The organism is Stakelama saccharophila, assembly GCF_032229225.1.
Lineage (GTDB): Bacteria > Pseudomonadota > Alphaproteobacteria > Sphingomonadales > Sphingomonadaceae > Sphingomonas > Sphingomonas saccharophila.
The window spans coordinates 1-26,386 of the sequence record NZ_CP135076.1; the positions used below are offsets into that span (position 1 = coordinate 1).

Genomic DNA, 26,386 nt, shown 5'->3' on the forward strand with positions numbered 1-26,386 from the left:
CGAAGCACCCAGGCCGGCGCGCACCGTGGCGACCTTGTCGATAGCCGTATCAAACTTAGCGAGGTCGGCATTACTGGTCGCCAGGCCAGAGGCCGTGACAGCCAAGGCGTCGGTAATCGCGGTATCCGTGCTCAGCTGAGTGAAGGTCAAAGACACGGTGTCGCTGGCATTGGCGCCGGCCTGGATTTTTACGGTGTTGGACGCGGTGGCGAAGAGATTCTTGCCGTTAAATTCGGTGTTCGCCAGAATGCTGGTGATCTGGGTCTTCAGCGCGGTCATCTCCGACTGAATATTGCTCACGTCACCGCTGCTATAGGTACCGTTGGACGCCTGCACGCCCAGTTCGCGGACACGCTGGAGCATGTTGGTGACTTCGTTGAGCGCGCCTTCGGCGGTCTGCGCCATCGAGATGCCGTCGTTCGCGTTGCGGATGCCCTGGTTCATGCCGCGGATCTGCGCGGTCATCGAATTGGCGATGGCGAGGCCGGCGGCATCGTCCTTCGCCGAGTTGATGCGCTTGCCGGTCGACAGGCGCTCCATCGCCGTCGACAATGCCATGTCGGAGTTGGCCGAAGCCGTCGTCGCGCGAAGCGCCGCAGTGTTGGTTCCGATAACAGTCATGATTCGTCTCCGTTCGTCGCAAGCTCTCAGCGCATCCCCCCGAACCTTGCGGGAGCTGGAGCAGCCACACCGGGAAACGACCGTCGGCGAAGCGGATTAAGCAAAAAGTTCGGCTCCGCCGCGCCGCTCGCGGGCGCCCTCGCGCGCGCGGAAAGCTTCGGCAAAAATTTTCCGCTCCGCCGGCAAAGTTTACCGCGCGTTTACCACAGCGGGCGCAATACCGTCCTCGTAAGGGGGACTTTTCCGAATGCCTGTGATCTTTCCGTCAGCCGCCGTCATGCAGGGCCACTTCGCGCTGGTGTCAGCACTGCGCGCCCAGGGCTTCACCACGGCGCCGCTCGAATCGCGCAAGCCCGCACCCGGCGACCTGTTCCTGGTCGCCGACGGCGAAGCCTCGCCGGTGCCGGCGCGCACGCTCATCCTCGCCCAGGCGGACGCGATGGCGGTGACGCCGTTTCACGACGGCGCGCCGGCCCGGCTGTCCTATCCGATGGAAGAAGCCGCCGTCGCCCACGGCATGGCGAGCGCGCTGCTGCGCGGTCCCGGCGCGCCCGTCGCCGCCGATCCGGAGAGCCTGGCGCTGATGGCGCTCGCCGAGCGCGTGGCCGCGGCCGACATCACCGTGCTGATCAACGGACCGACCGGCACCGGCAAGGAGGTGATGGCGCGCACGATCCATAACGGTTCGAAGCGCGCCGACGGACCGTTCATCGCGGTCAATTGCGCCGCGCTGCCGGAAACGATGCTGGAAGCCATGCTGTTCGGCCATCAGAAGGGCGCCTTCACTGGTGCTTCTTCGGGCGGAGAAGGCTTTTTCCGGGCCGCGCATGGCGGCACGCTGCTGCTCGACGAGATCGCGGAAATGCCTATCCAGCTTCAGGCGAAGCTGCTGCGGGCGCTGCAGGAGCGCGAGGTCGTGCCGATCGGCGGCACCCAGGCCATTCCCATCGACGTCCGGGTCATCGCCTGCGCCAACCGCGATCTGCAGACCGAAGTGGCCGAGGGCCGCTTCCGCGCCGATCTCTATTACAGGCTGAGCGTCTTTCCGCTCGCCACCCGCTCGCTCGCCGAGCGACCGGGCGATGTGGCGGCGCTTGCCGCGGCGATGATCGTGCGGCACGGCGCCGGGCGCACCGCCCTGCCCGCGTTGGCGCCCGAGGCGCTGGCGATGCTGCAGAACCACAACTGGCCCGGCAATGTCCGCGAGCTGGAAAACGTCATCCAGCGGGCCATGCTGCTCGCGGCACCGGAGCGGATCGAGGCCGGCGACATCGTCTTCGACCGCGTCGCCGAGCCCGCACCCACCACCGCGGCTCCGGAGACGCTCAGCAACATCGTTCAGATGTCGGAATTCCAGGCCATCCGCGAAACGCTCGCAGCCTGCGGCGGCAGCCGGATCAAGACCGCCAAGAAGCTGGGCATTTCCGAGCGCACCCTGCGCTATCGGCTGGCCAAGGCGCGCGAACAGGGCGATGACATCGTCCGGGCGGTGTCGGCATGACGAGCCCCGTGAACGGCGCCGGCGGCGCGATGGGCGTGGACCGCGTGATGGCGCTGCGCTCGCAGATCCTGGAGCGCAACGCAGCGCTGCAGCGCGCCAACAACGCCGCGGGCGCCGCCGCTCCGGCCGCACCTGCGCAGACCCAGGACGCCAAGGCGACGGACTTCGCCGACACGCTGGCCGACGCGCTGAAGAGCGTGAACGAGAGCCAGGCGAAAGCGGGCGACCTTTCCGCTGCCTATGAGCGCGGCGAGACGACCGACATCGCCAAGGTGATGCTGGCCCGCCAGCAGGCCTCGGTCGGCTTCGAAGCGACGCTGCAGGTCAGGAACAAGCTGCTGTCGGCGTACAAAGACATCATGAACATGCCGGTATAATACATGGACCAGCAACTCGCACCCGCATCGGGGCCCGCCCCCGACGGCCCGCCGACCGGCAAGCCCGGCACCGCGCTGGGCCTCGCCAATCCGCTCAAGCAGGTAAGCGGCTTCATCGCCCAGCCGGCGGTGAAGCGCAGTCTGCCGCTCGTCTTCATGGTCGGGCTGATCGCCGCGGCGTTCCTCGCCTGGGCGATGGTCCGCACCCCGCCGCAGCGCATCCTGTTCGCCAGCCTGAGCGATGCCGACAAGGCGGCGGTGACGCAGGCGCTCGATACCGCCGGCATCGAGAACAGCTTCGACGGCGCCGGCTCGATCACCGTCGCCGAAGAGGAATATCACAAGGCGCGCATGCTGCTCGCCAGCCAAGACCTGCCGAAATCGACACCCGGCGGCTACGCCATTCTCGACGACCTGCCGATGGGCATCAGCCGCGCGGTGGAAGGCGAGCGCCTCCGCCAGGCGCGCGAGACCGAGCTTGCCAAGTCGATCGAGGAAATCGATTCGGTCGCCGAGGCGCGCGTCCACCTCGCCCAGCCGGAGAGTTCGGTCTTCGTGCGCGACCAGGAATCGCCCTCGGCCTCCGTGATCGTGCGGCTGGAGCCGGGCCGTGCCCTGTCCGATTCCCAGGTACGATCGATCATCAATCTCGTCGCCTCGTCGGTGCCGGGCATGAAGCCCGACGCCGTCACGATCGTGGACCAGATGGGGTCGCTCCTCAGCGCATCGAGCGGCCTCGACGAATCGATCGGCGACCAGCGGATCGATTATCAGCGCCGCATCGAGGAGAAGTACCGCACGCAGCTCTACAAGCTGCTGACGCCGATGGTGGGCGCCAACAACTTCTCCGCCGAAATCCAGGCCGAGGTCAATCTCGATCAGAGCCAGGCGACCAGCGAAAGTTACGACAAGGACGGCCTGATCCGCAACGAACAGGGCAACTGGACGAGCAAGGACAGCGGCGCGGCGGCGGGCGGCATTCCCGGCGCCCTGTCGAACACGCCGCCGACCACGGCGCAGGTGAAGGAAGGCACGCAGCAGCCCGCCAATGACGGCGCTGCCGCCGGTGGCGACGCCGGGCAGCCGGCCAAGACCAGCGAAGAATATGCCCGTACCTATGCGCACGGCAAGCAGGTGTCGGTCACGCAGTCCATGCCGGGCGACGTCACCCGGCTGTCGGTGGCGGTGCTGCTGCGCGATCCGGCAACGGGCAAGCCGCGCAGCAAGGCGGAGATCCAGAAGATCACCGATCTGGTTCGCGCAGCGGTTGGGTACGACAAGGCGCGCGGCGATCAGGTGACCGTCATCAGCGAAGCGTTTTCTCCGTCCGCCACCGATGTCAGCGAGCCCGCATGGTATCAGGCGGACTGGGTGCCGATGGCGGCGCGCAACGGGACGGCGGTGCTCATCGCGCTCCTGGTGCTGATGCTGGGCGTCCGTCCGCTGTCCAAGGCGCTGCTGAAGAAGCGTGAGGAAAACGAACCGGCCAAGCTTGTGGAAGCCACGGCTGGAGAGAACGGGCAGGAAACCGCCGGCGAACCGCCGGTCAGCATCGACATGCTCGCCTCGGCGCGGAACTATGACGAGCGCGTGAACCTCGTGCGGGGCTTCACGCGCGACAACCCCGCTCGCGCCGCGCTCGCCGTGCGTGACATGATCCAGGCGGATGCCAAGGGATGAACGCGCCCACCAAAACCTTCAACGGCATCGAACGGGCCGCGGTCCTGATGATGCTGGTCGGCGAAGAGGAAGCCGCCGCCATTCTGCAGAAGCTCGATCCCGACGAGGTCCGCGAACTCGGCCGGGCGATGTTCGCCGTCGCCGATGTCAGCGAGGAGGACGTGGCAGGCGTGCTCGACATCTTCGTCGCGTGCGCGGTGGAGCGCACCGCCATCGGCTTCGACCCCAAACCGAAGATCCAGACGATGATGACCCGCGCGCTGGGCGAGGAAAAGGCGGGCAATGTGCTCGCCCGCATCACGCCGCCCGAAGCGGCCTGCGCCATCGAACTGCTCGAATGGCTCGAACCATCCGAAATCGCGGCGCTGATCGAGGACGAGCATCCGCAGATCGCCGCCGTGCTGATCGCCAACCTGGACCCGGACGTCGCGGCCAAGGTATTCGAATTGCTGCCGGAAGCGTCTCAGCCGCAGATCCTGCACCGCATCGCCCGGCTGGGGCCGATCACGCCGGAGGCGATCGAGACGCTGAAGGACATGCTGTCGCGCCGCATGGGCGCGTCGCGGACGCCGGCGGGCCTACAGCTCGGCGGCACGCGCGACGCCGCCAAGATCCTGTCGGGCGCGCGCAAGGCGACCGAGACGCGCGTCATGCCCAAGCTCGCCAAGCTCGATCGGGCAATGGCAAAGGAGATCGAGGAGGCGATGTTCGTCTTCGACAATCTGCTGGAACTCGACGACAAGAATCTGGGCGTACTCATCCGCAATATCGAGACGGATACGCTGGTGCGGGCGCTGAAGGGCGTCGAAGAAGAGGCGCGCGAGCGCTTCCTGGGCTGCATGTCGAGCCGGGCGGCCGACGGCATTCGCGACGAAATGGAAGCGCGCGGCCCGATGCGCCTGACCGAGGTGCTCGACGCGCAGAAGATCGTCATCGCCACCGCGCGCAGCCTGGGCAAGGAGGGTACCATCATCATGGGCGGCGGAGACGACGATTATGTCTGATTTCCTTCCCGGATTCGCCGGCCGGCACGACGATGCCGCCACCGCGCTCGACGAAGCCTTTTCCAGCGGCGGCGCCTTCGCCCCCAGCGACATCGGAAGCTGGGTCCGCGACAGCGCCCCTCCGTCGAAGCAGGCGGCGCCGCAACATTTCGAGCCGCAGAATCCTGAACCCAGGCACTTTTCCCCGGCCAATCCGGAATGCGATCCGACCGAGGGATGGGATCCGTTCGATCCCGAGTTGAAGCAGGATGGCGAGGAAGCGGCCGAGTTCGTCGATCCCGTCGCCGCCGCGCATGACGCGGGCTTTGCCGAGGGGCGTGCCGCCGCGATGGCCGACTTGACGCAAAGCGGCGCACGCGACCGGGAATTGCTGAGCCAGCTCCAGGTCGCGCTGGCGCAAGGGCCCACCTTCGACCAGGAACGCATCGCCCGGCGCATCCGGGAAACGGTGCTGTTGCTCGTCAGGCGCATCGTCGGCGATGTCGGCGTGGCCGGCGATCTGCTTCTCCGCCGCATCGAGGCCGCGGCCGAACTGCTCGCCGACGGCGCGGAATCCGCGATGCTGCGGCTGCATCCCGACGACGTCCCGCTGGTCGAGGGCACGTTGCCCAAGAACGTCTTTCCCGTGGGCGATTCGAACATCGAGCGCGGCAGCTTCCTGCTCGAATCGGTCTCGACCGTTGTCGAGGACGGCCCCGAACTCTGGCTCGAGCAACTCGCGGCGGCGCTGGAACAGGTGGCGGTGCCGCCCAAATGCTGAACCGCTTCACCGACGATTATCTGACCGCGCTGGCCGAGCAGGATTTCATCCCCCGGCCGAAGGTTTCCGGGCGGCTCGCCTCCTATGACGGCCTGTTGATGGAAGCGGTCGGCCTGTCGCTGCCGGTCGGCACGGTGTGCGCCATCGATACCGCCGGTGGGAACAGGGTCGAGGCGGAGGTCATCGGCTTTCGTTCCGGCCGTACGCTGTTGATGAATCTCGGCGGTCCGGCGGCGCTGCTGCCGAATTCGCCGGTGCGGCCCATCGGCCCGCCGGGCGAGGCGGAGGTCGGGCAGGCCCTCTTGGGCCGCGTGGTCGACGGATCGGGCAAGCCGATCGACGGGAACGGCCCCATCCGCGGCGCCGGACGCTGGCCGCTTGCCGGACACATCCAGAACCCGCTCGACCGCGGCCGCGTGCGGGAGCCGATGGACGTCGGTGTCCGTGCGATCAACGGCCTGCTGACGCTCGGCCAAGGCCAGCGCATCGGCATCATGGCCGGCTCCGGCGTCGGCAAGTCGGTGCTGCTGGGCATGATGGTCCGCGCGGCCGAGGCGGACGTGGTGGTCGTGGGCCTGATCGGCGAACGCAGTCGCGAAGTCGCCGACTTTCTGGAGACGAAGATTTCCGGTGATGCGCGCAAGCGCTCGGTCGTCGTCGCCGTCCCGGCCAACCATTCGCCGGTGCTGCGCATCCGGGGCGCGCTTCGCGCCACGGCAATCGCCGAATCGTTCCGGGCCGAGGGCAAGAAGGTCCTGCTGATCATGGACAGCCTGACGCGCGTCGCCCATGCCGGGCGCGAAATCGGTCTGGCGCTGGGCGAGCCGGCATCGGCGCGCGGCTATCCGCCGTCGGCCATCGCCATGCTGCCGAGCCTGATCGAGCGCGCCGGCACCTGCGTGTCCTCCGGCGGGTCCATCACCGCGATCTACACCGTGCTCGCGGATGGCGACGACGGCAACGATCCCGTGGTCGATTCGGCCCGCTCGATCCTCGACGGGCACATCGTGCTGTCGCGCCAGCTCGCCGAGCAGGGCGTGTATCCGGCAATCGACCTGGGACCTTCGGTCAGCCGCGTGATGACGGATATTGCCGAAAAGCCGCACATCGCCGCCGCCCGCATCCTGCGCCGGCATCTCGCGACCTATGAGGAGAATCGCGATCTGATCCTGATGGGCGCCTATCGCAGCGGTGCCGATCCGGCGATCGATGCGGCGCTCGCCTGCCATCCGGCGGTCATGGAATATATCAAGCAGGATGCCGATGCGGTCGTGACGCTGTCCGACGCGGTGGCGGAGCTGACCGGCGTATTCGGCGATGGCTGACCGTTCGGCCAAGCGGCTCGCGCGGCTCCACCGGGTGCGGTCACTGCAGCTCGATCTCGTCCGGGCCGACGAAGCGAAGGCGGTCGAGCGCGTTGCCGGCGAAACCGCGCTCCGCGATCGCATCGACCAGTTGCACGCCGCCGTCGCGCCGGCCGCCACGCCGACGCCCACCGACGCGACGCACTTCATCGCCGCCGCCCATTATCGCGACCGGCTGCAGCAATCGGCGGATACGGCCAAGCGCCGGCTGGCGGCGGCCGAACGGGGGCTGGACGATGCCCGCGAACGTACACAGGCGGCATGGCGCGACCAGAGCGCGGTCGAAAAATTGATGGAGCGCGCGGAAGAAGCGGCCGCGGCGAAAGCGCGCCGGACGCTGGAAGCGATGCCCGCGACAGCACGGCCGAAACGGCACGATCCTTGCTGATATCGGTTCGAACGACGGATGCCGCCCATTCATGAAACCCATCGCTGCCCCCCTCCTGAGCCTGCCATCCGGTAAGGCCGCACTACCGCGCGAAAGCAGCGGCGGTCCAGGCTTCGCGCTAGCGCTGGCCGCGGTCTCGGTCAGCCCGTCGGACGCGGCAGAATCGGAAAAGCCGGACGGCTCGGTACGGCAACTGCTTGCCGGAACCGGCATCCTGTTGCCGCCGGAGCTCGGCAAGGCCGACGCGCACGATCCGAAGGGGCAGGCTCTCCCGGCAGCCCCCGGCACGCGCGATGTGCCGATGCCGCCGACCAACGCGCATGTCGCGGCAAAAGGCGGAGAGGCGAAATCACACCCGGCGTCCGACGAGCAGGAGCCCGAAACCAGCAAGCACCGCGCGCATTCGGAGGCGTCCATGGCCGCGTCCCTCCCCTTCGCGGCACAGTCCCCGGCTGAAATCGGAACGCCCGAGAGCGCTCCGACCGAGGTCGCCGGCACCGCGACGGGAGCGGAGCGTCCCGTCGCGCCCGCCAGCACCCATGCCGCCGAGCGGAACACAGCGATGAAGGACCTTGCTACCGAGGCAGCGTCCCCGCCGTCCGATGCTTCGCCCGAAACACCGACGAACGCACGTCCCTCACCGAAGCCGGTGTCGGCCGTGACGAATGGCCGACCCGAAATCCATTCCGATAGCGGTGCGATTCTTCAGGACCGCACGGCGGACGGCACCGCGATCCGCAGCCGTCGGGACCAGCCTCGACCAGCCGCCCCGGACGGCGGGGCGCCTGTCATCCGGGTGGTCGAAACCGAGAACGGCAGGCGAGCGGTTCACAGCGACACCGACGCCAGCCCCGCTCCCGCAACAGCGCGCAATCAGCTAGCGCAGGACGGCGGCAAGCGGCTTCCTCCGCCCGCTGCCGATAGGGCGGCCGTCGCAGCGCCGCACATGCACGACACGCCGGTCCCGGCGAAATCCGACGGGAAGCCCGCCGTGCGGCAGTCCGCCGAGCGGCTGTCCGTAGCGCAGCGGATCGACGCGCGACTGGAAACCGCTCCCGGACGCACGCGAATGGCAGCGAACGAGGCGCAGCAGCCGGTCACTGCGGACCGGCCGGTCGCTACCGAAACAGGCAGTCGCGATTCCGGTGCGGTGCACGGTGCGAGCCAGAAAGCCCCGGTCGCAACATCCTCGACGCACAAGGTGGACGCCGGTCATCCTCCTGCTCCCCAGCGCCCGCAGCCGGCGCCGATGCCGCCGCAGCACGCGTTCCCTGCTAGTGCCCCTGTGGCGGCGCCGATGGATACTACCAGCGCCGGCGCTTCCCTCGCCGGCTTCGTGCGCACGGAGGCCGAGCCGGCGATGACCCGCATCGCCTCCCGCAGCGATGGCGACGACGATGCCGCCATTCTCGCCGGGCAGGCTCTTCACGGCCGCACCATCGCCGCGCCGTCCGCGATGACCGACGGCGCAAGCCAGCAGCCGATGGACCTGCGCCAGGACGCCGGCATCGAAAAGATGATCGACCGCATCGAATCGCTGCGCATGAGCAACGACGGCAAGCACGGCCAGATTCGACTTGCGCCCGATGCGCTCGGCAAGGTCGGCGTTTCGGTGCGTCAGGACGGCGACCATGTGCATGTCCATTTCACCGCCGACAATCCGGCGGCACGTGCCGCGTTGAGCGATGCGGCACCGCGGCTGGCGGAGCTTGCCGATGCCCGCGGCGTGCGGCTCGGCCAGACGACGGTCGACAGCGGCACCGGCGGCGATGCCGGCCAGGGCCGCCACCCCGATCGGGATGCGCCCGCACTCCCCAACCGACTGGCGCGCGCGGAGGAATCCGATGCCCGCACCACTTCCGATTACCGAATCGCCTAACGAAAGGAATCTCGCATGGCGGAAACTGACGGCAAGGCTGCCGAAGCTCCGAAGAAATCCGGAAAGATGAAGACATTGGTGCTTGTGATCGGCGGCATCGTGCTGCTGCTCGGCGGCGGCCTGGGCGCGGGCCTGTACGCGGCGCAGTCCGGCCTGATCGGCGGCGGCGCAGCGACGACCGCTCACGCCCCCGACGTACCGCAACTGGTCCCGAAGTCTGAGGAAAAGCGCGTCGCCATCGGCGGTGACGGCGAAGGTGGGCACGGCGAAGGCGGCGGCGAGACGCATGGCGCTCCCACCGGCGTGGGCGGCGATAAATATGCGTCCAATTACTACGCCATGGACAAGGAGTTCACTTCCAACCTGCGCGACAGCGTGCATTTCATCCAGGTCGGCCTGGCGGTTTCCACACCTTATGACGACCGCGTGCTGGAGAGCCTGAAAACGCACGAAATCGCCGTGCGTTCGGCCGTCCTGATGGCGCTCGGGGATACGCCGGAGGACGAGGTCTTCTCCATGCAGGGCAAGCGCAAGCTGCAGAAGCGGCTGCGCGATTCGATCAACCACACGCTCGAGCAGAAGGAAGGCTTCGGCGGGATTGGTAACGTCTATTTTACCAATTTTGTTGTTCAGTGACCGTGCATGGTTAACACCGATTCACCCGAAGCGCCGACGGAACGGCGGCAGCAGCCCAGGGCCGATGCGGAGCACGCACCGGTCTTTGCGGGCTCCAGTCTGAATCCGTTCGGCGATCTGCACACGCTCCAGCACCTGTCGGCGCGGCTCGCGCGCGGGATGCGGCGCGTGTTCGAGCCCATGCTCGGCCGTGCGGTGCGGAGCTGGGCGGAACCGGTGAGCGTGCAACGATTTGCCGATTACTGCGCGGAACGCGAGCAGGGGCTGACGGCGTGGCTGCCGCTGGCGATGTCGCCGGGCGGCGGCCAGGCGCTGCTGGTCCTGGACGGCCGCTTCGTCCTCGAACTGCTCGATCGCTTCTTCGGCGGCAATGGCGACGGGCCGAGCACAATGCCCGCCGAGTTCTCCGCCGCCGCCGAATCCATGGTCCACCGCCTGGCCCGGATGATGGACGGGCCGATCACCAGCGCCTGGGAACCGGTGGCGCGGATCGGTTTCGAAGCGACCAGCCTGGAAACCAATCCGGTGATGCTGTCCACGATCGACAGCGACGATCCGATGGTGATCACGCGCTTCGGCATCGCCGCCGACGGCGCGAAGCCGGAATTCGTCGATCTGCTCTATCCCGTGTCGGCGCTGAAGCCGTTCGGTGCGGAACTGACGGCGAAGGTCCACGGCCGCTCGGCCGAGCCCGACCCGCGCTGGAACAACGGCCTGACGCGCGCGGCGATGAAAGTGCGCTTCAAGGTCCGCTCCGTGCTCGCCGAGCCGACGATCACCATCGGACAACTGATGGAGCTTCGCGAAGGCGACGTCATCCCCATCCGCGTCGATCGCGACGTGCCGGTCATGGTCGCCAACAACCGCATCGGCGCGGGCACCGTGGGCACGGCGAACGGACGCGCGGCGATCCGCATCAATTCGCTCGACCATTTCGATGAAGAGGACTTCCAATGAACGACATGACGGGAAGCTTCCCGACCGACGGCGCGGTGGCCGCCAATTTCCGGCTGCTGCAGGATGTCGAGGTCAAGCTGACGGTCGAGATCGGTTCGACCCATCTGACGCTGCGCGAATTGCTGGCGCTGGGCGAATCGAGCGTGATCGAGCTCGACCGCCAGTCGAACGAGCTGCTCGACCTGTTCGTCAACGGCACGCTGATCGGCCGCGGCGAAGTGGTGACGGTGGGTGACCGCTTCGGCATCCGCATGACCGAGCTCGTCAGCCCCGAGCGGCGGGTCGCCAAGCTGTGATCTGGGCCTATGTCCTGAAGCTGGTCATCCTGCTGCCGCTGGTCTGCGGCCTCCTGATCGCGTGCCTGTGGGCATGGCGCAAGCTGGAGGCGCGGCTGCCGGGACAGCAGGGAGACAAGCTCCTCCAGGTCAGGGAAACCATGATGATCTCCCCCGGCACCCGGCTTGCGGTGATCGAGTTCGAGGGGAGGCGCCTGCTCGTCTCCGTCGCCCGCGGCAACGTCGCGTTGATCGACAAGGCCGATCGATGACGTCCAGCCTATTTCCGCGACGAGGGTCGCTCGCCGCGCGCAGCCTGGGGCTGCTCGTCGCGCTGCTGATCGCGATTCTGCTGGCGCATCCCGCGCTGGCCCAGACGCCCGCGCCCGCTGCGCCGGCCGCACCCGGCGTCGGCGACGCGCTCGACCGCGCGCTCGGCGATCTGGGCGGTGGCCAGGATGCGCCGCTCGCACTGTCGCTTCAGATACTCATCATCATGGGGCTTCTGTCGGTTCTGCCCGGCATCCTCCTGATGATGACCAGCTTCACCCGCATCGTCATCGTGCTCGCGGTGCTCCGTCAGGCGCTTGGCCTGCAGCAGACGCCGCCGAACCAGGTGCTGGTCGGGCTGGCGCTGTTCCTATCTCTGTTCGTGATGGCGCCGACCATTTCGCAGATCAACGAGGCCGCGATCCAGCCCTATGCCGATGGACAGATCAGTGCGACCCAGATGATCGAGAGCGGCGGCAGGCCGCTGCACGCCTTCATGATGAAGCAGACGCGCAAGCGCGACCTCACCATGTTCGCCGACATGGCGAACAGCGGTCCGTACAGCTCGGCCACCGACGTGCCCTATTCGGTATTGCTGCCGGCCTATGTGACGAGCGAGCTGAAGACCGCGTTCCAGATCGGATTCCTCATTTTCCTGCCCTTCATCATCATCGATCTCGTCGTCGCGACCGTGCTGATGTCGCTGGGCATGATGATGCTGTCGCCGACCATCATCTCGCTGCCGTTCAAGCTCCTGCTCTTCGTCCTCGTCGACGGCTGGGCGCTGACGATGGGCAGCCTCGCCAACAGCTTCGTGCGATAGCCTCATGGACGCCGATTACTTCCTCTCGGTCGGGCGTCAGGCGCTCTGGATCCTCGCTCTGGTCTCCGCGCCGGTGCTGCTTCCCGCGCTTATCACCGGCCTGATCATCGGCATGGTGCAGGCGGCGACGTCGATCAACGAGCAGACCCTGTCCTTCATCCCCAAGCTCGCCATCGTCGCCATTTCGCTGGCGATCTTCGGCGGCATGATGCTGGGGCTGCTCAGCGACTTCACCGTTTCGATCTTCGAACGCATCCCCGATCTCGTCCGATAGATGCTCGGCTTCGGCCTCTCGATCGAGCCGCAGCTCTGGGCGCTCCTCTTCACGATGGTGCGCGTCGGCGCCGCGTTCGTCGCCGCGCCCGTGTTCGGCGCGGTGTCGATCCCGTTGCCGGTGCGCATCACGCTATCGGGCGCCATCGCCGTCCTCGCGCTGACTGCCGCGCACGTGCCGGTACCGGAGGAGATCTTTGCCCTGTCGACCTTCCTGTCGGTCGCGGGCGAGGCGCTGATCGGCCTCGCGCTCGGCTTCATCCTCCAGATCGCCTTTGCAGCGCCCATGGTGGCGAGCGAGGCGATCGGCATTTCCATGGGCATCGGCTTTGCCACCACGATCGATGCGCAGCACGGCGCCTCGACGCCCGCGCTCGGCAACTTCCTGTCGATCCTGCTGACGCTGCTGTTCCTGTCCGTTGACGGGCATCTCGTGCTCGTCGAACTGATCGTGCGAAGCTACACCATGCTGCCGCCCGGAGCGTGGCTGGCGCCTGCGCAGCTCATGAACATCGCGCTGTTCGGCGGTTACGCCTTCCTCGCCGGGCTGTTGCTGGCGCTGCCGGTCGGTTTCCTGCTTCTGTGCCTAAACGTCGTCGTCGGCATGCTGTCGCGCTCGGCGCCGGCGCTCAACCTGTTCGCGGTGGGCCTGCCCGCCAGCCTGTTCGTCGGCGTGATCGCGCTGCTCGTCGCGATGCCGGCGATGGGCGATTACATGCTGGTCATCATTCGTGAGGGGCTGGAAGCGACGCAGCGGCTGGTGCTCGGCTGATGGCGGAGAGCAACGGCGGCGGCGAAAAGACCGAAAGCCCGACACCCAAGCGCAAACAGAAAGCGTTCGAGGACGGCCAGATCCTGCGGTCGCGCGACTTCGCAACCGCAATCGTGGTGCTGACGGGCTGTGCCTGGATGGCGCTGCTCGGCCCGTCGCTGATGGCGGCGTGCAAGGCCGTGCTGGTCGCATGCTTCACCTTCGGACCCGCCGATGTCGCCGACTTCGACCCGCTGCGCCCGCTCGCGGATTCCGGCTGGCGGCTGCTGCCCTCGCTCGGCGGACTGTTCGCGCTGACCATCCTCGTCGCGGTGGCGGGGCAAGCGGTGCTGAGCGGGGTGAAGTTCAACGGCAAGCTGCTGGCCCCCAAGCCGTCGCGCCTCAACCCCGCCTCGGGCGTCAAGCGCATGTTCGGACCGCAAGGCATGATCGAACTGGGCAAGTCGCTCATGAAGGTGATCCTGCTCGGCGCGATCGGCTTCACCATGCTGTGGTCGACCGCGCACCGGGCGATGGGGCTGGTGTCCTCCGACCTGGAAGGCGCTGTCGGCGCGCTCGGCCAGGACTTCATCATGCTGCTGTTCGCCATGGCCGCGGGACTGGCCATGATCGCCGCCGTCGATCTGCCGATCGCCCTCTTTCGACATCTGAACCAGCTCAAGATGACCAAGCAGGAGGTGAAGGACGAGCACAAGGAAACGGAAGGCTCGCCGGAAGCCAAGCAGGCGCTGCGCGGCAAGCAGCGCGAGGTGATGAAGCGCTCCTTTCGCAAGGCCGTCGCCGAGGCGCATGTCGTGCTCACCAACCCGACGCATTTCTCCGTCGCCTTGCGCTATGACGCCGGCCGCGACCAGGTGCCCGTCGTCGTCGCCAAGGGCCGGGGCGAGACCGCGCTCGCCCTGCGCGAACTCGCGCGTGAATTCGAGGTGCCGACGCTCGAATCGCCGGCGCTGGCGCGCGCGGTCTATTTCACCAGCCGCGAGGGGCAGGAGGTTCGCGACGACCTGTATCAGGCGATCGCCGTGGCGCTGGCTTTCATCTTCAACGTGAACGCCCGGGCCGGCGGGTCGCCGCCGGCGATCGACGTGCCCGAAACCGCGCGGTTCGACGAACATGGGCAGCGGGATGGCAGCACTTCCTAAAGCCGGCGGGCCGCCGGTCGTTATCCGGTGGGTAGGGGACAAACGCGCATGACCGACTCGATCCTGAACGCACTCGGCACCGGCTCGGGCATCGACACCAAGTCGATGATCGAAAGCCTGGTCGATGCGCAGTTCGCCGCCAAGGACCAGCAGCTTTCCACCCGCATCGACACGCTCAACACCCGGATTTCCGGCGTGTCCGAACTCAAGAGCGGTATCCGCGGCTTCGCCGACGCGCTCAACGCCCTCGCCGAGGGCGGCTCGCTCACCAGCCAGCCGAGCAGCAGCGACAGCGCGATCGTGCAGGTCAGCACGCTGCCGGGCGCGAAATTGTCCGGCCTCGACACCTCTCTCGAGGTGCAACAGCTCGCCAAGGCACAGGTCGTCAATTCCGGCGCGTTCGCCGACAGCAGCGCGACGGTCGGCAAGGGTACGCTGACCCTGACCTTCGGCACGGCGACGGTGGATGCAGGCGGCGCGATGACCGGCTTCACCGCCGGCGGCGCAAGCGCCGTCGACATCACCATCGACGACAGCAATTCCAGCCTCGACGGCATCGCCGCCGCGATCAACGCGAAGAATGCCGGGGTCACGGCGAGTATCGTCAGCGATGCCGACGGCGCCCGGCTGATCCTGAAGGGACAGACCGGCGCCGAACAGGCCTTCACCCTGACCGCAACCGAGGATGCGACGGCGCCGGGCCTGTCGGCGCTGAATGTCGGCACCGGCGCAAGCGGCACCACCGTCAGCACCGCGGCGCAGGATGCGCTCGTCACGGTCGATGGCGTGTCGCTCAAGCGCTCCACCAACCAGGTGAAGGACCTCATCGCGGGCGTCCAACTCGACCTGCGATCGGCCAGTCCGGGGACGACGGTAACGATCGGCAGCAGCCTGCCGACCGCGAACCTGCGCCAGGCGGTCGTCAACTTCGTCGACACCTACAACAGCCTGATGGCGTCGGTGCAAAGTCATCTCGATCCCAAGACAGGCGACCTGACGAGCGACACGGCGACGAAATCGCTGCGCCAGTCGCTGTCGCAACTCACCGTCGTCAACCTGGTCAATGACGGGGTGGCGGGCGAACCGTCCACCTTGGCCGAGATCGGCGTCGGCACCAACCGGGACGGTACGCTCAGCGTCAACACGGACGTGCTCGACAAGATGCTGACCAGCCATGCGGATACGGTCGAAAAGATGTTTTCGCCCGGGCTGCTGTCGACCGGCGACGGCCTTCCCGCGGCGCTGGAGGCGATCGCGACGCGCGCCACGAGTTCCTTCTTCGGCCTGGGCGCCAGCGAGAAGCTCTACAATTCGCAGATCGACGATGCGACCGAGGCGCAGGAAGAGGCTGCCGCCGACGCCACGCAGATGCGCGAGCGGCTGACCCAGCAATTCGCGAGTATGGACGCGAAGGTCGCGGCCTATAAATCGACGCAGACGTTTCTGGAGAACCAGATCGAGGCGTGGAACGCGGATAGCTGAGGCCGGCCATGTATCGCTATGCCACCGCGCTTGCCGGCAATCCGGCCGAGACCTATCGCCAGATCGACCTGGTGTCGCGCGCCGGTGGCGCCGATCCGCACCAGCTTGTCGGCCTCTTGTACGAAGAAGGCGTTCGCGCGCTGGAGACCGCGGCCTGGGCGGTCGAGAACAAGCAATACCAGATCAAGTCGGAGCGCATCACCCGCGCGACCGCCATCCTGTTCGCCCTAGAATCCGGTCTCGACTTCACTCGCGGCGGGGACGTCTCGCGAACGCTCGCCACGCTCTATCGCGGCTTGCGCGAAAGCGTGGTCGCCGCGAGCATCGGACAGGATCCCGCGCCCTTTCGCACCGCCGCGCAGAGCCTGCGCGAAATCGCGGAAGCCTGGGCCAGCGTTCGCGCCTGATCCCGCGGCACGGGTGGCATCGCGCCGCGCTTTCGTCTAGCGCGGGCGCATGAAGCAACCGCATATCGTCGCCCTGGGCGGCACGCTGCGCCCGCAATCCGCCACCGGCGCGCTGCTCGACGCAGCGCTGTCGATCGCCGCCGAATCGGGCGCACGCACGACGCTGCTCACCGGTGACGTCATCGCCTTTCCCAATTTCGAGCCCGAGGAAGCGCTGGCCAGCGATGCGATCACCCGGTTTCTCGACGTGCTGCGCAGCGCCGACGGGCTGATTATCGGCTCGCCCGGCTATCATGGGTCGCTGTCGGGCATGGTCAAGAATGCACTCGATCACGTCGAATTGCTCCGCGGGGACGAGCGGGTCTATTTCGATGGCATGCCGGTGGGGCTGATCGCGACCGCCGGTGGTTGGCAGGCGGCGGTATCGACGCTGGAAGCGCTGCGCACCATCGTCCACGCGCTGCGCGGATGGCCGACGCCGCTGGGCGTCGCCGTGAATACCGGCGAGCGGGGCGACTGCGTGGCCGCGGCCGAGCCGCAATTGCGGCTGATGCTCAATCAGATGCGCTGGTTCCTCGACCGCTGACCGGCGGGCTCAACGGCGGAACCAGTGCCGCCTGGCGAAATACGCGGTGATGGCCAGCGCGAGCACGGCACAGACGAGAACGACGCCGGCGAACGCCCAGGACCGATGCGCGAACGGGATGCCGCTTACATTCATGCCCAGCAGCCCCGTAAGAAAGGTCAACGGCAGGAAGACCATGGCGACGACCGCGATGATCAGCGAGCGCTGATCGATCTGTTCGGCGCGCAGGTCGGTCAGCGTTTCGTGTATGAGCGCCGCCCGCTCGCGAATGCTTTCCAGTTCCTCCGCCATGCGCGCGGCCCGGTCCGCCGCCGCGCCCAGGTGCAGCCGGTCATCCTCGGCCAGCCAGGGAACCTCGATGGTAGCCAGCTTTTCCAGCGCTGAACGCTGCGGATAGAGGAAGCGGCGATAGCCGATCGCCTCGATCCGGACGTGGTTGACGCGGCGGCGCAGGGCGAAGGCATTGTCGGCTTCGAGGCGTTCCTCGCAATCGTCCAGCGAATCGCCCAGATCGGCAACGGCGGGGTCCAGCTCGTTCGTGATCGCCGTGGCGATGGCGGCGATCAGATCGCCGGGATCGTCGATTCCGCCGCCGGCAATGGCATCGCAGACGACCGCGACGCCGTTGAGACGCTTTCGCGAAACGCTCACCACCCGGCCCTCGCGCGCATAGATTCGCACCGACGCCAGCGGATCGGAAAGCTCCCGTGCTTCGTCCGACAGGCCGCGCAGGTTGATGAAAACGCCGTCGCCGGGCGCCGGATCGCACCGCGGGCGCGTTTCGCTGGCGGTCAGCGTGTCGGCGATATGGTCGCCGAGCCCCGCCCGCTCGCACAGCCAGCGATGCGCTTCCCGGTCGTTGGCGGCGAGGTGTACCCAGACGAGATCGCCGGTCGCCCCCGGCGCGTCGTCCACCGCGACGGCATGGACGGCACCGTCCGCCACCCGGAAGGCGAAGCCGCTCATCGCGCCCGGTCCAGGTCGACCGACAAGCCCGCTCCGGGATCGGCAGGCGCAGCGGCGCAGACAATCCGTTCGGCATCGGCCCGCGCCCGCTCGAGAATGCCAGCAGGCGCATCGGCGCGGTGAAAGACCCGGTCCGCGTCCGCAAGCCAGCGCGCTTCCCGCAGCGTGAGGTCATCGGGATCGGCCGAACGCAGGCGGATGGTCACCAGCCCGGCGGCCGGATCGGCCTCGGGCGCGGCAAGCCAGTCGGAAACCGCACCGGGGCCGTGCTCCGCCAGGGGGTCGAGCGGTCCGCCATCCGCCAGCGCCGCCGCGATCCGCCGCCGCCTGGCCTCGTTATCGGGCCATTGCGCCCGCATCGCGTCTCGCGCGCCGCCCATCTCCCTCGCCAATGCGCCGAGGCTCGCCGGCAGCAACGCCTCCAGCCGCTGGCGAAGCGCCGCGGCCAGTCCCGCCGATACCCCGCCGGTGGAGACCGCCACCAGCACGGGATCGCGCTCGACGATCGCCGGCAGGGTGAAATCGCAAAGCGCCGGTCGGTCGACCGCGTTCACCAGCACGCCGCGCACGCGCAACCGCGCGATCGCGGCCTGCGCTTCGGCATCGTCCGCGATCGCCACCACGGCGAGCGCCGCGCCTGCATCAACGTCGGTCACGACATCCGCGCCGGCGCGTTCCAGCAGCCGCCGCTTCGCCTCCGCCGCCGGGCCGTCGCCGAGAAGGATCACCGGCCGCCCCGCCAGCCTGAGCAGCACGGGCAGGCCGGTCATGCTCATGTCAGCCAGTCCGGCACGCGTTCGGCCGCCATGATGGTTTCGGGGCGGATGCGATCGGCGACGACCGCGTAACGGTCGCCATCGACCATGACCTCCGGCACCAGGGCGCGACTGTTATAGGTGCTGGCCATGGTCGCGCCATAGGCGCCGGCGGTGCGGAACACCGCCAGGTCGCCGGGTCCGACACGGTCGATTTCGCGCCCCATGGCGAAGGTGTCGCCGGTTTCGCATACCGGCCCGGCGATATTGGCCGTCATCCGGTCGCCGCTCGGGCGCACCGCCTCGAAGGCGTGATAGGCGTCGTAGAGCGACGGCCTCGCAAGGTCGTTCATCGCCGCATCGACGATGACATAAGGATGCGTGATGCCCGGCTTTACCCAGATCACGCGGGTCAGCAGTACCCCGGCATTGCCCGCGATCACGCGGCCGGGCTCGAACATCAGGTCGACATCCCACCCCTGGGTCACGCGCGCCGCCATCGCGCCGAATTCGGCCGGGCTCGGCATCACGTCGCCGGGGCGATAGGGCACGCCCAGTCCGCCGCCGAGATCGACATGGGTGACGGCATGGCCGTCGCCGCGCAGCATCGCGATCAGTTCCCCGACCCGACGATAGGCGCGTTCCAGCGGCGCCAGATCACCGAGCTGGCTGCCGATATGGATCGCCACGCCGCGCAGGGCGAGGCCCGGTTCCGCCGCGAGCCGGCCGAACATCGCCCGCGCCTCGTCTATCGGCACGCCGAACTTGTTTTCCGCGCGCCCGGTCGAAATCTTTTCGTGGGTGCCGGCATCCACATCGGGGTTGACGCGCAGCACCGCCGGCGCGGATTGCCCCCGCGCCGCCGCCAGTCCGGCGAGCGCCCGGCCCTCCGGCTCGTGCTCCAGGTTGAACTGCCCGATCCCGACATCGAGAGCCCTTTCCAGCTCTCCGATCGTCTTGCCCACGCCGGAAAACACGATGTCCCTGGCCGGCACGCCGGCCGCCAGCGCGCGCGCCATCTCGCCACCGGAGACCACGTCGGCGCCGTAGCCGCGATCCGCCAGGACGCGCAGTACGGCGAGGTTCGGGTTGGCCTTGATGGCAAAGGCGAGGTGCAGCCGCTCGATCTGCTTCAGCCCGTCGCGGAAGACCCGGGCATGCCGTTCCAGCGTGGCGCGCGAATAGACATAGGCCGGTGTCCCCACCGCCTCGGCGATGCGGTCCAGCGGGACATCCTCGGCATGCAGGCTGCCGGCCCGTTGGGAAAAGAAATCCATGAAATCAGCCTTCGGGCGGGAGGTCGAACGGATCGGGTTCGCGTTCGCGCGAATCCTTCAGCAATTCGTCGCTGCGCTGCGGCCGCATCTCCGGGGCAGGCGACAGCAGATTCGACGCAGTCGGCGCTTCTTCCGCGCCATAAGGCGGCGGCGGCAGCGGCTGCCCCTCGGGCGGCTCCAGCGCATTCTTCGCGCCGCAAGCGGACAGGGCCAGCGCACCAGCGGCGAAGCAAAGACGGGGGAAGGTCATCGGCCTCATGCACGCTCTCCGCGATTCTTGCGCGCCGTCGATACGGCCTCGCGCACCCGCTCGGGCGCCGTACCGCCGAAACTGGTCCGGCTGGCCACCGACGCGTCGACGCTCAGTACATCGAACACCCGCGCATCGATGCGCTCGTCCACCGCGCGGAGCTGCTCCAGCGTCAGGCCGTCGAGCGCGACGCCGCGCTTCTCCGCCTCGGCCACGACGCGCCCGGTCACATGATGCGCCTCGCGGAAGGGCAGCCCTGCCTCGCGCACCAGCCAGTCGGCCAGATCGGTCGCCGTGGCGAAACCCGCCTCCGCCAATGCACGCATGCGATCGGCACGGAACCGGGCGCTTTCGACCATTCCCGTCATCGCCGCGACGGCGAGCGCGATCAGATCGTGCGCCTCGAACACCGGCGGCTTGTCGTCCTGCATGTCCTTGGAATAAGCGAGCGGCAGGCCCTTCATCGTCATCATCAGTGCGGTGCAGCAGCCCGCGATCCGCCCGGCATGGCCGCGCACCAGCTCGGCCGCGTCGGGATTGCGCTTCTGCGGCATAATCGAGCTACCGGTCGACCATTGGTCGGACAGGGCGACGAAGCCGAAGGGCTGCGATGCCCAGATGACGAACTCCTCGGCCAGTCGCGACAGGTGCAGGCTCGCTTGCGTCACCGCGGTAAGATATTCGAGCGCGAAGTCGCGGTCGGAGACCGAATCGAGCGAATTGCGCGTCGGCCGGTCGAAGCCGAGCGCCGCCGCCGTCGCCTCGCGGTCGATGGCAAAGCCGGTGCCGGCGAGCGCCGCGGCACCCAGCGGGCATTCGTTCAACCGCCGCCGCGCATCGGCAAGGCGACCGCGGTCGCGCGCGATCATCTCGTAATAGGCCATGAGGTGATGGCCCAGCGTCACCGGCTGCGCCGACTGGAGATGGGTGAAGCCGGGCATCACGCTCGCGGCATGTTCTTCGGCACGGGCGAGCAGCGTGTCCTGAAGCGCCGAGAGGCCTGCATCAAGCTCGTCGATCGCATCGCGGGTCCACAGCTTGAAGTCGGTCGCCACCTGGTCGTTGCGCGAACGCGCGGTGTGCAGCCGTCCCGCCGCCGGGCCGATCTTTTCGGCCAGGGTCTTTTCGGTGACCATGTGGATGTCTTCGAGCGCCAGATCCTCCGGCACGCCCCTCGCTTCATAATCGGCGGCGACGGCGTCCAGGCCCCGTGTGATGGCCTCGGCATCGGTGGCCGAGACGATGCCTTGCTGCGCCAGCATCGCGACATGCGCCTTCGACCCCGCAATGTCGTGGCGCCACAGCCGCTTGTCGAAGGGGATGGAGGCATTTATCTCACGCATGACCGCGGACGGCCCTTCGGCGAAGCGTCCGCCCCACATCGCATTGGACCCTGACATGCGCTCCGGAATCGCTTTTCTCCTCATCGGCCTGTTGGGAGCCGCCGGTTGCGATAGGCAATCGCCCGGTGGGGAGCAAGCGCCGGGGAAAGGCGAACCGATGGCGACCGATAGCGCAGCTTCGGACACGGTGGGCGAAGCCGGCGGGATCGACCGCAGCCATGCCGGCGAAGCCGCCCCCGACATCGGCTTTACCGATCTTTCCGGCGCGAAGCACACGCTCGACGATTTTCGCGGATCCCCGGTACTGGTGAACCTGTGGGCGACATGGTGCGCACCGTGCATCAAGGAAATGCCGACGCTCGACGCATTGGCAAGCGACATGGGCGACCGCCTGAAAGTCGTGCCGATCAGCCAGGATCTAGGCGGCGCGGAAGCGGTCCGTCCCTGGTTCGCGAAGCGCGACTATGCAGCGTTGCAGCCCTATGTCGATCCCGACATGGGCTGGAGCACCACGCTTGGCGGCAACCTGCCGACAACGGTGCTGTACGACGCGACCGGCAAGGAGGTCTGGCGCTATACCGGCGACCGCGACTGGTCCGATACCGAATCGCGCAAGCTGATCGCCGAGGCGCTACGGTGATCGCGGCGCAGCCGCGACATCGTTCAGCGGGAGGGAGCAGAAGAAGCTGGATGCCCCGCGTGGATTCGAACCACGATTGACGGAGTCAGAGTCCGTAGTCTTACCATTAGACGACGGGGCAACGAGGCGCGCGAGATAGGCGGCGCGCCGCGGGCTGTCAACACTGCGGCATCAGCCCTCCGGACCCCGCTTGCCGAGGCCGCGGGCCTGCGCTACCTTCGCGGTCAAGCACCGAGCGGCCATTTCGGCCGTGACGGAACATGGAAATAAGTGAGTGACGGCATGGGGGAATATCCCACCCGGTTGCCGCACCGCCGGAATCGCGCTTCCGGCAACGAGGCAACCACATCGCCGGCGCGCGAACGCTGGCCGGGCGCACGGAACTATGCGGCGCTGGATTTGGGAACGAACAACTGCAGATTGCTGATCGCGCGTCCGGCGAACGACGGCTTCACCGTGGTGGATGCCTTTTCGCGCATCGTCCGGCTCGGCGAAGGACTGGCGTCGAGCGGCCATCTGAGCGAAGCGGCCATCGACCGCACCATCGCCGCGCTGCGCGTCTGCTCCGACAAGCTGCGGCGCCGCCGTGTCAGCCTCGCCCGATCGGTGGCGACCGAAGCCTGCCGCCGAGCGAGCAACGGTCGGGCCTTCATCGAACGCGTCCAGCGCGAAACCGGAATCCGACTCGACATCATCACCGCCGAAGAGGAAGCGCGGCTGGCCGTATTGGGGTGTCACGCGCTGCTCGAGGCCGGCAAGGGCCCGGCCCTGGTCTTCGACATCGGCGGCGGATCGACCGAACTCGTCCTGATCGATGCCGGCGATCCCGTGCCCGGCGTGCTGGACTGGCACAGTGCGCCCTGGGGCGTGGTATCCCTCACCGAGGCGACGCGCGCGGCCGGCGGCATGGACGGCACTGCGGAATGCTACCGGTGGATGAAGGATCAGGTGGCGGATGCGATGCGCCCCTTTGCCGCCCGCCTGCCCGAGGTCGCGGCCGGACGGCGGCTGCTCGGGACGAGCGGAACGGTCACCACGCTGGCGAGCGTACATCTGGGCCTGTCGGTTTACGACCGATCGCGCATCGACGGCCTGATCATCCCAGCGCCGGCCATGCGCCAGGTGAGCAACGATCTCGCCAGAATGGATTTGGCGACTCGCTCCGCCGTGCCCTGTGTCGGGCGTGAGCGGGCCGATCTCGTCGTCGCCGGCTGCGCGATCCTGGAAACCATTCTCGACCTGTGGCCCGCGGAACGGATCGGCGTCGCCGATCGCGGCATCCGCGAAGGCATCCTGCGACGGCTGATGCACGGAGTGGGGCTGTGAGTCGCGGCGGCAGAAGCGGCGGCCGCCAACGGGTCCGCACCGCGCGCGGGCGCAGCGCGCAATCGACGCGCTGGCTGGAGCGCCAGTTGAACGATCCCTATGTCAAGCGGGCCAGAGCGGAGGGCTATCGCAGTAGAGCGGCGTACAAACTGCTCGAACTCGACGAAAAATTCGGGCTGCTGAAAAAGGCGAAGCGGGTTGTCGACCTCGGCATCGCACCGGGAAGCTGGACGCAGGTCGTGCGAAAGCGCACGCCCGACGCCGCGATCGTCGGCATCGACCTGTTGCCGGTCGACCCCATAGAGGGCGTCACCATCTTCCAGATGGACTTTCTGGATGACGACGCACCCGACCGGTTGAAGGATGCGCTGGACGGCCCGGCCGACCTTGTACTGTCGGACATGGCGGCGAATACGGTCGGCCACCCGCAGACCGACCATTTGCGCACGATGGGGCTGGTCGAAGCAGGCGCGGCATTCGCCACCGAAATCCTGGCCCCCGGCGGCGCCTTCGTGGCGAAGGTGCTCGCCGGCGGCGCCGACAGCGCATTGGTGGCCGAACTGAAGCGCAATTTCACGACGGTAAAGCACGCCAAGCCACCGGCCAGTCGCAAGGACTCTTCCGAATGGTATGTCGTCGCGCAGGGGTTCAAGGGGCTCGATCAGCCCCGATAGGATAAGGAACGCTTCACCTGCCCGGCCCGGCGCGACGAACGGCAAAGAAAACGGGCGCGCCGATCGGTATCGGCGCGCCCGTTCTGCTCGACAGGTGATTGTCGCCGGCGGCGATCAGCTTTCGTATTCGCCGCCGATATTGGTGTTGCGCGGCGGCGCGGCGGCGGTGAGGCGCAACGCCTCGGCCGAATCCGACAGCGAGCCGATCTCGTCCGGCGCTTCCTCATCGTCGATCTGCACGCGCTGCAGACTGGAGACGAGCGATTCCTCGAGATGCTTGGGCTTGACCGTTTCCTCGGCAACCTCGCGCAGCGCGACGACCGGATTCTTGTCCCGGTCGCGGTCCAGCGTCAGTTCGGCGCCGCCGGAAATCTGGCGCGCCCGCTCGGCAGCAAACAAAACGAGATCGAACCGATTGGGAACCTTGTCGACGCAATCCTCGACAGTGACGCGCGCCATGAAACGCTTCCTTCGCAACTACGGTGTCTGGAAAGGGCGCAGACCTAGGGCCATACTGCGACGATGTCAAGCCGAGCGACGTCGGGACCGCACCCTTGCCAGCCGGTGGCGCGCCCTGCAAGAGCGCGGTGATGACGGAAGCGCCGCCCCAACCGACATTCAGCATCGATGGCGATCGGCTGACGCTGCTCGACACCGGCCCGCGCCGGATCGACGCCCTGATCAGCCTTATCCGCCGCGCCGAACGCAGCCTGCGCATTCTGTATTACATCTTCGTCGACGACGATGCCGGCGCGCGCGTGCGCCAGGCATTGCTCGAGGCGCGGGCGCGCGGCGTGTCGTGCTGGCTGCTGGTCGACGGCCTCGGCAGCGAGCGCGCGCAGGACCACGCCTTCTTCAAACCCCTTCACGATGCCGGGGTCGAGTTCTGTCGCTTCGTGCCGCGCTGGGGCAAACGCTATCTGCTGCGCAATCACCAGAAGCTCGCCATCGCCGACGAACGGCGCGCGATCATCGGCGGCTTCAATATCCAGCAATCCTATTTCGGCACGCCCGATGAAGACGCCTGGCGCGATCTCGGCCTGTTGGTCGAAGGCGAGGCCGTGTCCCGTCTCGCAGCCTATTACGATGCGCTATGGCAATGGACGAAGCGGCCCTATGCGCCCTTGCGGTCCCTGGCGCGCATCCTCGCGACCTGGTCGGAAACCGAAGGCGACACCCGCTGGCTGCTGGGCGGGCCGACACGGCGGCTGTCGCCCTGGGCGCGCGTCATCAAGCGGGAGATGGAAAGCGCGAAGCGGATCGACCTGGTTTCGGCCTATTTTGCGCCGGGACCGGCGATGCTGCGGCGGCTGGATCGTGCCGGGCAGCGCGGGCGGGTGCGTCTCGTCCTGCCGGCCAGAACCGATCACGGCGCCGCCATCTGGGCATCGCGCTTCACCTATGCCGGGCTGCTGCGCAAGCAGGTGGAAATATACGAATACCAGCCGCTGAAGCTGCATACCAAGCTGTTCGTGATCGACGACGTCGTCCATATCGGATCGGCGAATTTCGATGTCCGGTCGATGTTCCTCAATCTGGAATTGATGCTGCGCGTCGAGGACGCCCGCTTCGCCGCGCATGTCCGCGACTATATCGACGGAGAGGTCGAACGATCGGAGCGCATCACGCGCGAGGCGCACCGCGCCTTCACCTCGCCGTGGCGGCGGCTCAAACAGGCCGCCGCCTATTTTGTGATGGCGGTACTGGACTATAACATCACCCGCCGCCTGAACTTCGGCGAAGAGGACGGAACGCGCTCCCGGCCGAATGCGTGACTGCAAGACCGCGTCGGCGGAATGGCGGCGCACGTCAGTGTGAGGCGCAACACCCCCGGCACGGCAGCGACGCCGTCATTGGCTAGCCCGGCCACCACCCGGCGGCGCCGCCACGTTCGAATGCCCCAGATGAAAGCGGGACAGGCGCGATATCCGATCCATAGCGGGGCAGCGCATGCTTTT

At 67.7% G+C, this 26,386-nt stretch carries 30 protein-coding genes and 1 tRNA gene; 23 read left to right on the top strand and 8 right to left on the bottom strand.

Features of this window, described 5'->3' with window-relative positions; genetic code table 11:
* A partial coding sequence (locus RPR59_RS00005; protein ID WP_313915387.1) for a flagellin N-terminal helical domain-containing protein occupies window positions 1-621 on the bottom strand: 621 nt, incomplete at its 3' end.
* 247 nt (window positions 622-868) lie between these two features.
* On the opposite strand from RPR59_RS00005, the gene RPR59_RS00010 reads away from it, so the two are divergent.
* From RPR59_RS00010 to RPR59_RS00100, 19 genes are all read left to right on the top strand, one after another.
* Window positions 869-2,122 (top strand): sigma-54 interaction domain-containing protein, encoded by a 1,254-nt coding sequence (locus RPR59_RS00010; protein ID WP_313915389.1) that lies wholly within the window; start codon window positions 869-871, stop codon window positions 2,120-2,122.
* On the top strand, window positions 2,119-2,499 hold the full coding sequence (fliE, locus tag RPR59_RS00015) for a flagellar hook-basal body complex protein FliE (protein WP_313915391.1): 381 nt from the start codon (window positions 2,119-2,121) through the stop codon (window positions 2,497-2,499). Before RPR59_RS00010 ends, fliE begins: the two co-directional genes overlap by 4 nt.
* 3 nt (window positions 2,500-2,502) lie before the next feature.
* Window positions 2,503-4,179, top strand: coding sequence for a flagellar basal-body MS-ring/collar protein FliF (fliF, locus tag RPR59_RS00020; protein ID WP_313915393.1), 1,677 nt, complete (start codon window positions 2,503-2,505; stop codon window positions 4,177-4,179).
* Window positions 4,176-5,183, top strand: a complete 1,008-nt coding sequence (gene fliG / locus RPR59_RS00025; protein WP_313915395.1) for a flagellar motor switch protein FliG — start codon at window positions 4,176-4,178, stop codon at window positions 5,181-5,183. Before fliF ends, fliG begins: the two co-directional genes overlap by 4 nt.
* Window positions 5,176-5,943: a FliH/SctL family protein gene (locus RPR59_RS00030; protein WP_313915397.1), complete on the top strand. Its 768-nt coding sequence runs from the start codon at window positions 5,176-5,178 to the stop codon at window positions 5,941-5,943. Before fliG ends, RPR59_RS00030 begins: the two co-directional genes overlap by 8 nt.
* On the top strand, window positions 5,937-7,268 hold the full coding sequence (locus RPR59_RS00035) for a FliI/YscN family ATPase (RefSeq protein WP_313915399.1): 1,332 nt from the start codon (window positions 5,937-5,939) through the stop codon (window positions 7,266-7,268). The genes RPR59_RS00030 and RPR59_RS00035 overlap by 7 nt, the downstream gene beginning before the upstream one ends.
* Window positions 7,261-7,695, top strand: coding sequence for a hypothetical protein (locus tag RPR59_RS00040; RefSeq protein ID WP_313915401.1), 435 nt, complete (start codon window positions 7,261-7,263; stop codon window positions 7,693-7,695). The genes RPR59_RS00035 and RPR59_RS00040 overlap by 8 nt, the downstream gene beginning before the upstream one ends.
* Window positions 7,696-7,726: 31 nt before the next feature.
* Entirely contained in the window at window positions 7,727-9,574 is a 1,848-nt protein-coding gene (locus RPR59_RS00045) for a flagellar hook-length control protein FliK (protein WP_313915403.1), read from the top strand.
* Window positions 9,575-9,658: 84 nt separating this feature from the next.
* Window positions 9,659-10,210: a flagellar basal body-associated FliL family protein gene (locus tag RPR59_RS00050; protein WP_432280273.1), complete on the top strand. Its 552-nt coding sequence runs from the start codon at window positions 9,659-9,661 to the stop codon at window positions 10,208-10,210.
* Between the two features lie 6 nt (window positions 10,211-10,216).
* Entirely contained in the window at window positions 10,217-11,167 is a 951-nt protein-coding gene (locus RPR59_RS00055; RefSeq protein ID WP_313915407.1) for a flagellar motor switch protein FliM, read from the top strand.
* The gene (gene fliN / locus RPR59_RS00060) at window positions 11,164-11,463 is read left to right on the top strand and encodes a flagellar motor switch protein FliN (protein ID WP_313915409.1); all 300 of its coding nucleotides are present in this window, start codon (window positions 11,164-11,166) and stop codon (window positions 11,461-11,463) included. Before RPR59_RS00055 ends, fliN begins: the two co-directional genes overlap by 4 nt.
* A complete protein-coding gene (locus RPR59_RS00065; protein ID WP_313915411.1) occupies window positions 11,460-11,714 on the top strand; it encodes a flagellar biosynthetic protein FliO in 255 nt (84 codons plus the stop codon). Before fliN ends, RPR59_RS00065 begins: the two co-directional genes overlap by 4 nt.
* Window positions 11,711-12,535 carry a flagellar type III secretion system pore protein FliP gene (fliP, locus tag RPR59_RS00070; RefSeq protein ID WP_313915413.1) on the top strand — a complete coding sequence of 275 codons (825 nt, stop codon included), beginning with the start codon at window positions 11,711-11,713 and terminating at the stop codon, window positions 12,533-12,535. Before RPR59_RS00065 ends, fliP begins: the two co-directional genes overlap by 4 nt.
* A gap of 4 nt (window positions 12,536-12,539) precedes the next feature.
* On the top strand, window positions 12,540-12,809 hold the full coding sequence (fliQ, locus tag RPR59_RS00075) for a flagellar biosynthesis protein FliQ (protein WP_313915414.1): 270 nt from the start codon (window positions 12,540-12,542) through the stop codon (window positions 12,807-12,809).
* A complete protein-coding gene (gene fliR, locus RPR59_RS00080; RefSeq protein WP_313915415.1) occupies window positions 12,810-13,580 on the top strand; it encodes a flagellar biosynthetic protein FliR in 771 nt (256 codons plus the stop codon). It abuts the gene before it with no gap.
* Window positions 13,580-14,722: an EscU/YscU/HrcU family type III secretion system export apparatus switch protein gene (locus tag RPR59_RS00085; RefSeq protein WP_313915417.1), complete on the top strand. Its 1,143-nt coding sequence runs from the start codon at window positions 13,580-13,582 to the stop codon at window positions 14,720-14,722. The genes fliR and RPR59_RS00085 overlap by 1 nt, the downstream gene beginning before the upstream one ends.
* Window positions 14,723-14,770: 48 nt before the next feature.
* A complete protein-coding gene (gene fliD, locus RPR59_RS00090; protein ID WP_313915420.1) occupies window positions 14,771-16,204 on the top strand; it encodes a flagellar filament capping protein FliD in 1,434 nt (477 codons plus the stop codon).
* Between the two features lie 8 nt (window positions 16,205-16,212).
* Complete coding sequence (locus RPR59_RS00095; protein WP_313915422.1) at window positions 16,213-16,611, top strand: flagellar export chaperone FliS; 399 nt, start codon at window positions 16,213-16,215, stop codon at window positions 16,609-16,611.
* Between the two features lie 49 nt (window positions 16,612-16,660).
* Entirely contained in the window at window positions 16,661-17,197 is a 537-nt protein-coding gene (locus RPR59_RS00100) for an NADPH-dependent FMN reductase (RefSeq protein ID WP_313915424.1), read from the top strand.
* A 9-nt stretch (window positions 17,198-17,206) separates the two neighbouring features.
* Here the strand turns inward: RPR59_RS00100 and RPR59_RS00105 are convergent, their stop codons facing one another.
* From RPR59_RS00105 to argH, 5 genes are read right to left on the bottom strand one after another with little or no spacing between them, the layout of a single operon-like run.
* Window positions 17,207-18,163, bottom strand: a complete 957-nt coding sequence (locus tag RPR59_RS00105) for a CorA family divalent cation transporter (protein ID WP_313915426.1) — start codon at window positions 18,161-18,163, stop codon at window positions 17,207-17,209.
* Complete coding sequence (locus RPR59_RS00110) at window positions 18,160-18,939, bottom strand: precorrin-2 dehydrogenase/sirohydrochlorin ferrochelatase family protein (protein WP_313915428.1); 780 nt, start codon at window positions 18,937-18,939, stop codon at window positions 18,160-18,162. Before RPR59_RS00110 ends, RPR59_RS00105 begins: the two co-directional genes overlap by 4 nt.
* Complete coding sequence (lysA, locus tag RPR59_RS00115; protein ID WP_313915430.1) at window positions 18,936-20,195, bottom strand: diaminopimelate decarboxylase; 1,260 nt, start codon at window positions 20,193-20,195, stop codon at window positions 18,936-18,938. The genes RPR59_RS00110 and lysA overlap by 4 nt, the downstream gene beginning before the upstream one ends.
* Window positions 20,196-20,199: 4 nt before the next feature.
* Window positions 20,200-20,454, bottom strand: coding sequence for a hypothetical protein (locus RPR59_RS00120; RefSeq protein ID WP_313915432.1), 255 nt, complete (start codon window positions 20,452-20,454; stop codon window positions 20,200-20,202).
* Window positions 20,451-21,827: an argininosuccinate lyase gene (gene argH / locus RPR59_RS00125; protein ID WP_313918548.1), complete on the bottom strand. Its 1,377-nt coding sequence runs from the start codon at window positions 21,825-21,827 to the stop codon at window positions 20,451-20,453. The genes RPR59_RS00120 and argH overlap by 4 nt, the downstream gene beginning before the upstream one ends.
* A gap of 118 nt (window positions 21,828-21,945) precedes the next feature.
* On the opposite strand from argH, the gene RPR59_RS00130 reads away from it, so the two are divergent.
* Entirely contained in the window at window positions 21,946-22,428 is a 483-nt protein-coding gene (locus RPR59_RS00130) for a TlpA family protein disulfide reductase (RefSeq protein WP_313915433.1), read from the top strand.
* 47 nt (window positions 22,429-22,475) lie between these two features.
* Here the strand turns inward: RPR59_RS00130 and RPR59_RS00135 are convergent.
* Window positions 22,476-22,549 (bottom strand) — tRNA-Gln (locus RPR59_RS00135).
* A gap of 161 nt (window positions 22,550-22,710) precedes the next feature.
* On the opposite strand from RPR59_RS00135, the gene RPR59_RS00140 reads away from it, so the two are divergent.
* On the top strand, window positions 22,711-23,754 hold the full coding sequence (locus RPR59_RS00140) for a Ppx/GppA phosphatase family protein (RefSeq protein ID WP_313915435.1): 1,044 nt from the start codon (window positions 22,711-22,713) through the stop codon (window positions 23,752-23,754).
* A complete protein-coding gene (locus tag RPR59_RS00145) occupies window positions 23,751-24,428 on the top strand; it encodes an RlmE family RNA methyltransferase (RefSeq protein WP_313915437.1) in 678 nt (225 codons plus the stop codon). Before RPR59_RS00140 ends, RPR59_RS00145 begins: the two co-directional genes overlap by 4 nt.
* A 114-nt stretch (window positions 24,429-24,542) precedes the next feature.
* Here the strand turns inward: RPR59_RS00145 and rpoZ are convergent, their stop codons facing one another.
* On the bottom strand, window positions 24,543-24,887 hold the full coding sequence (gene rpoZ / locus RPR59_RS00150) for a DNA-directed RNA polymerase subunit omega (protein WP_313915439.1): 345 nt from the start codon (window positions 24,885-24,887) through the stop codon (window positions 24,543-24,545).
* A 131-nt stretch (window positions 24,888-25,018) separates the two neighbouring features.
* On the opposite strand from rpoZ, the gene RPR59_RS00155 reads away from it, so the two are divergent.
* On the top strand, window positions 25,019-26,203 hold the full coding sequence (locus RPR59_RS00155) for a phospholipase D-like domain-containing protein (RefSeq protein WP_313915441.1): 1,185 nt from the start codon (window positions 25,019-25,021) through the stop codon (window positions 26,201-26,203).
* Window positions 26,204-26,386: the final 183 nt, after the last annotated feature.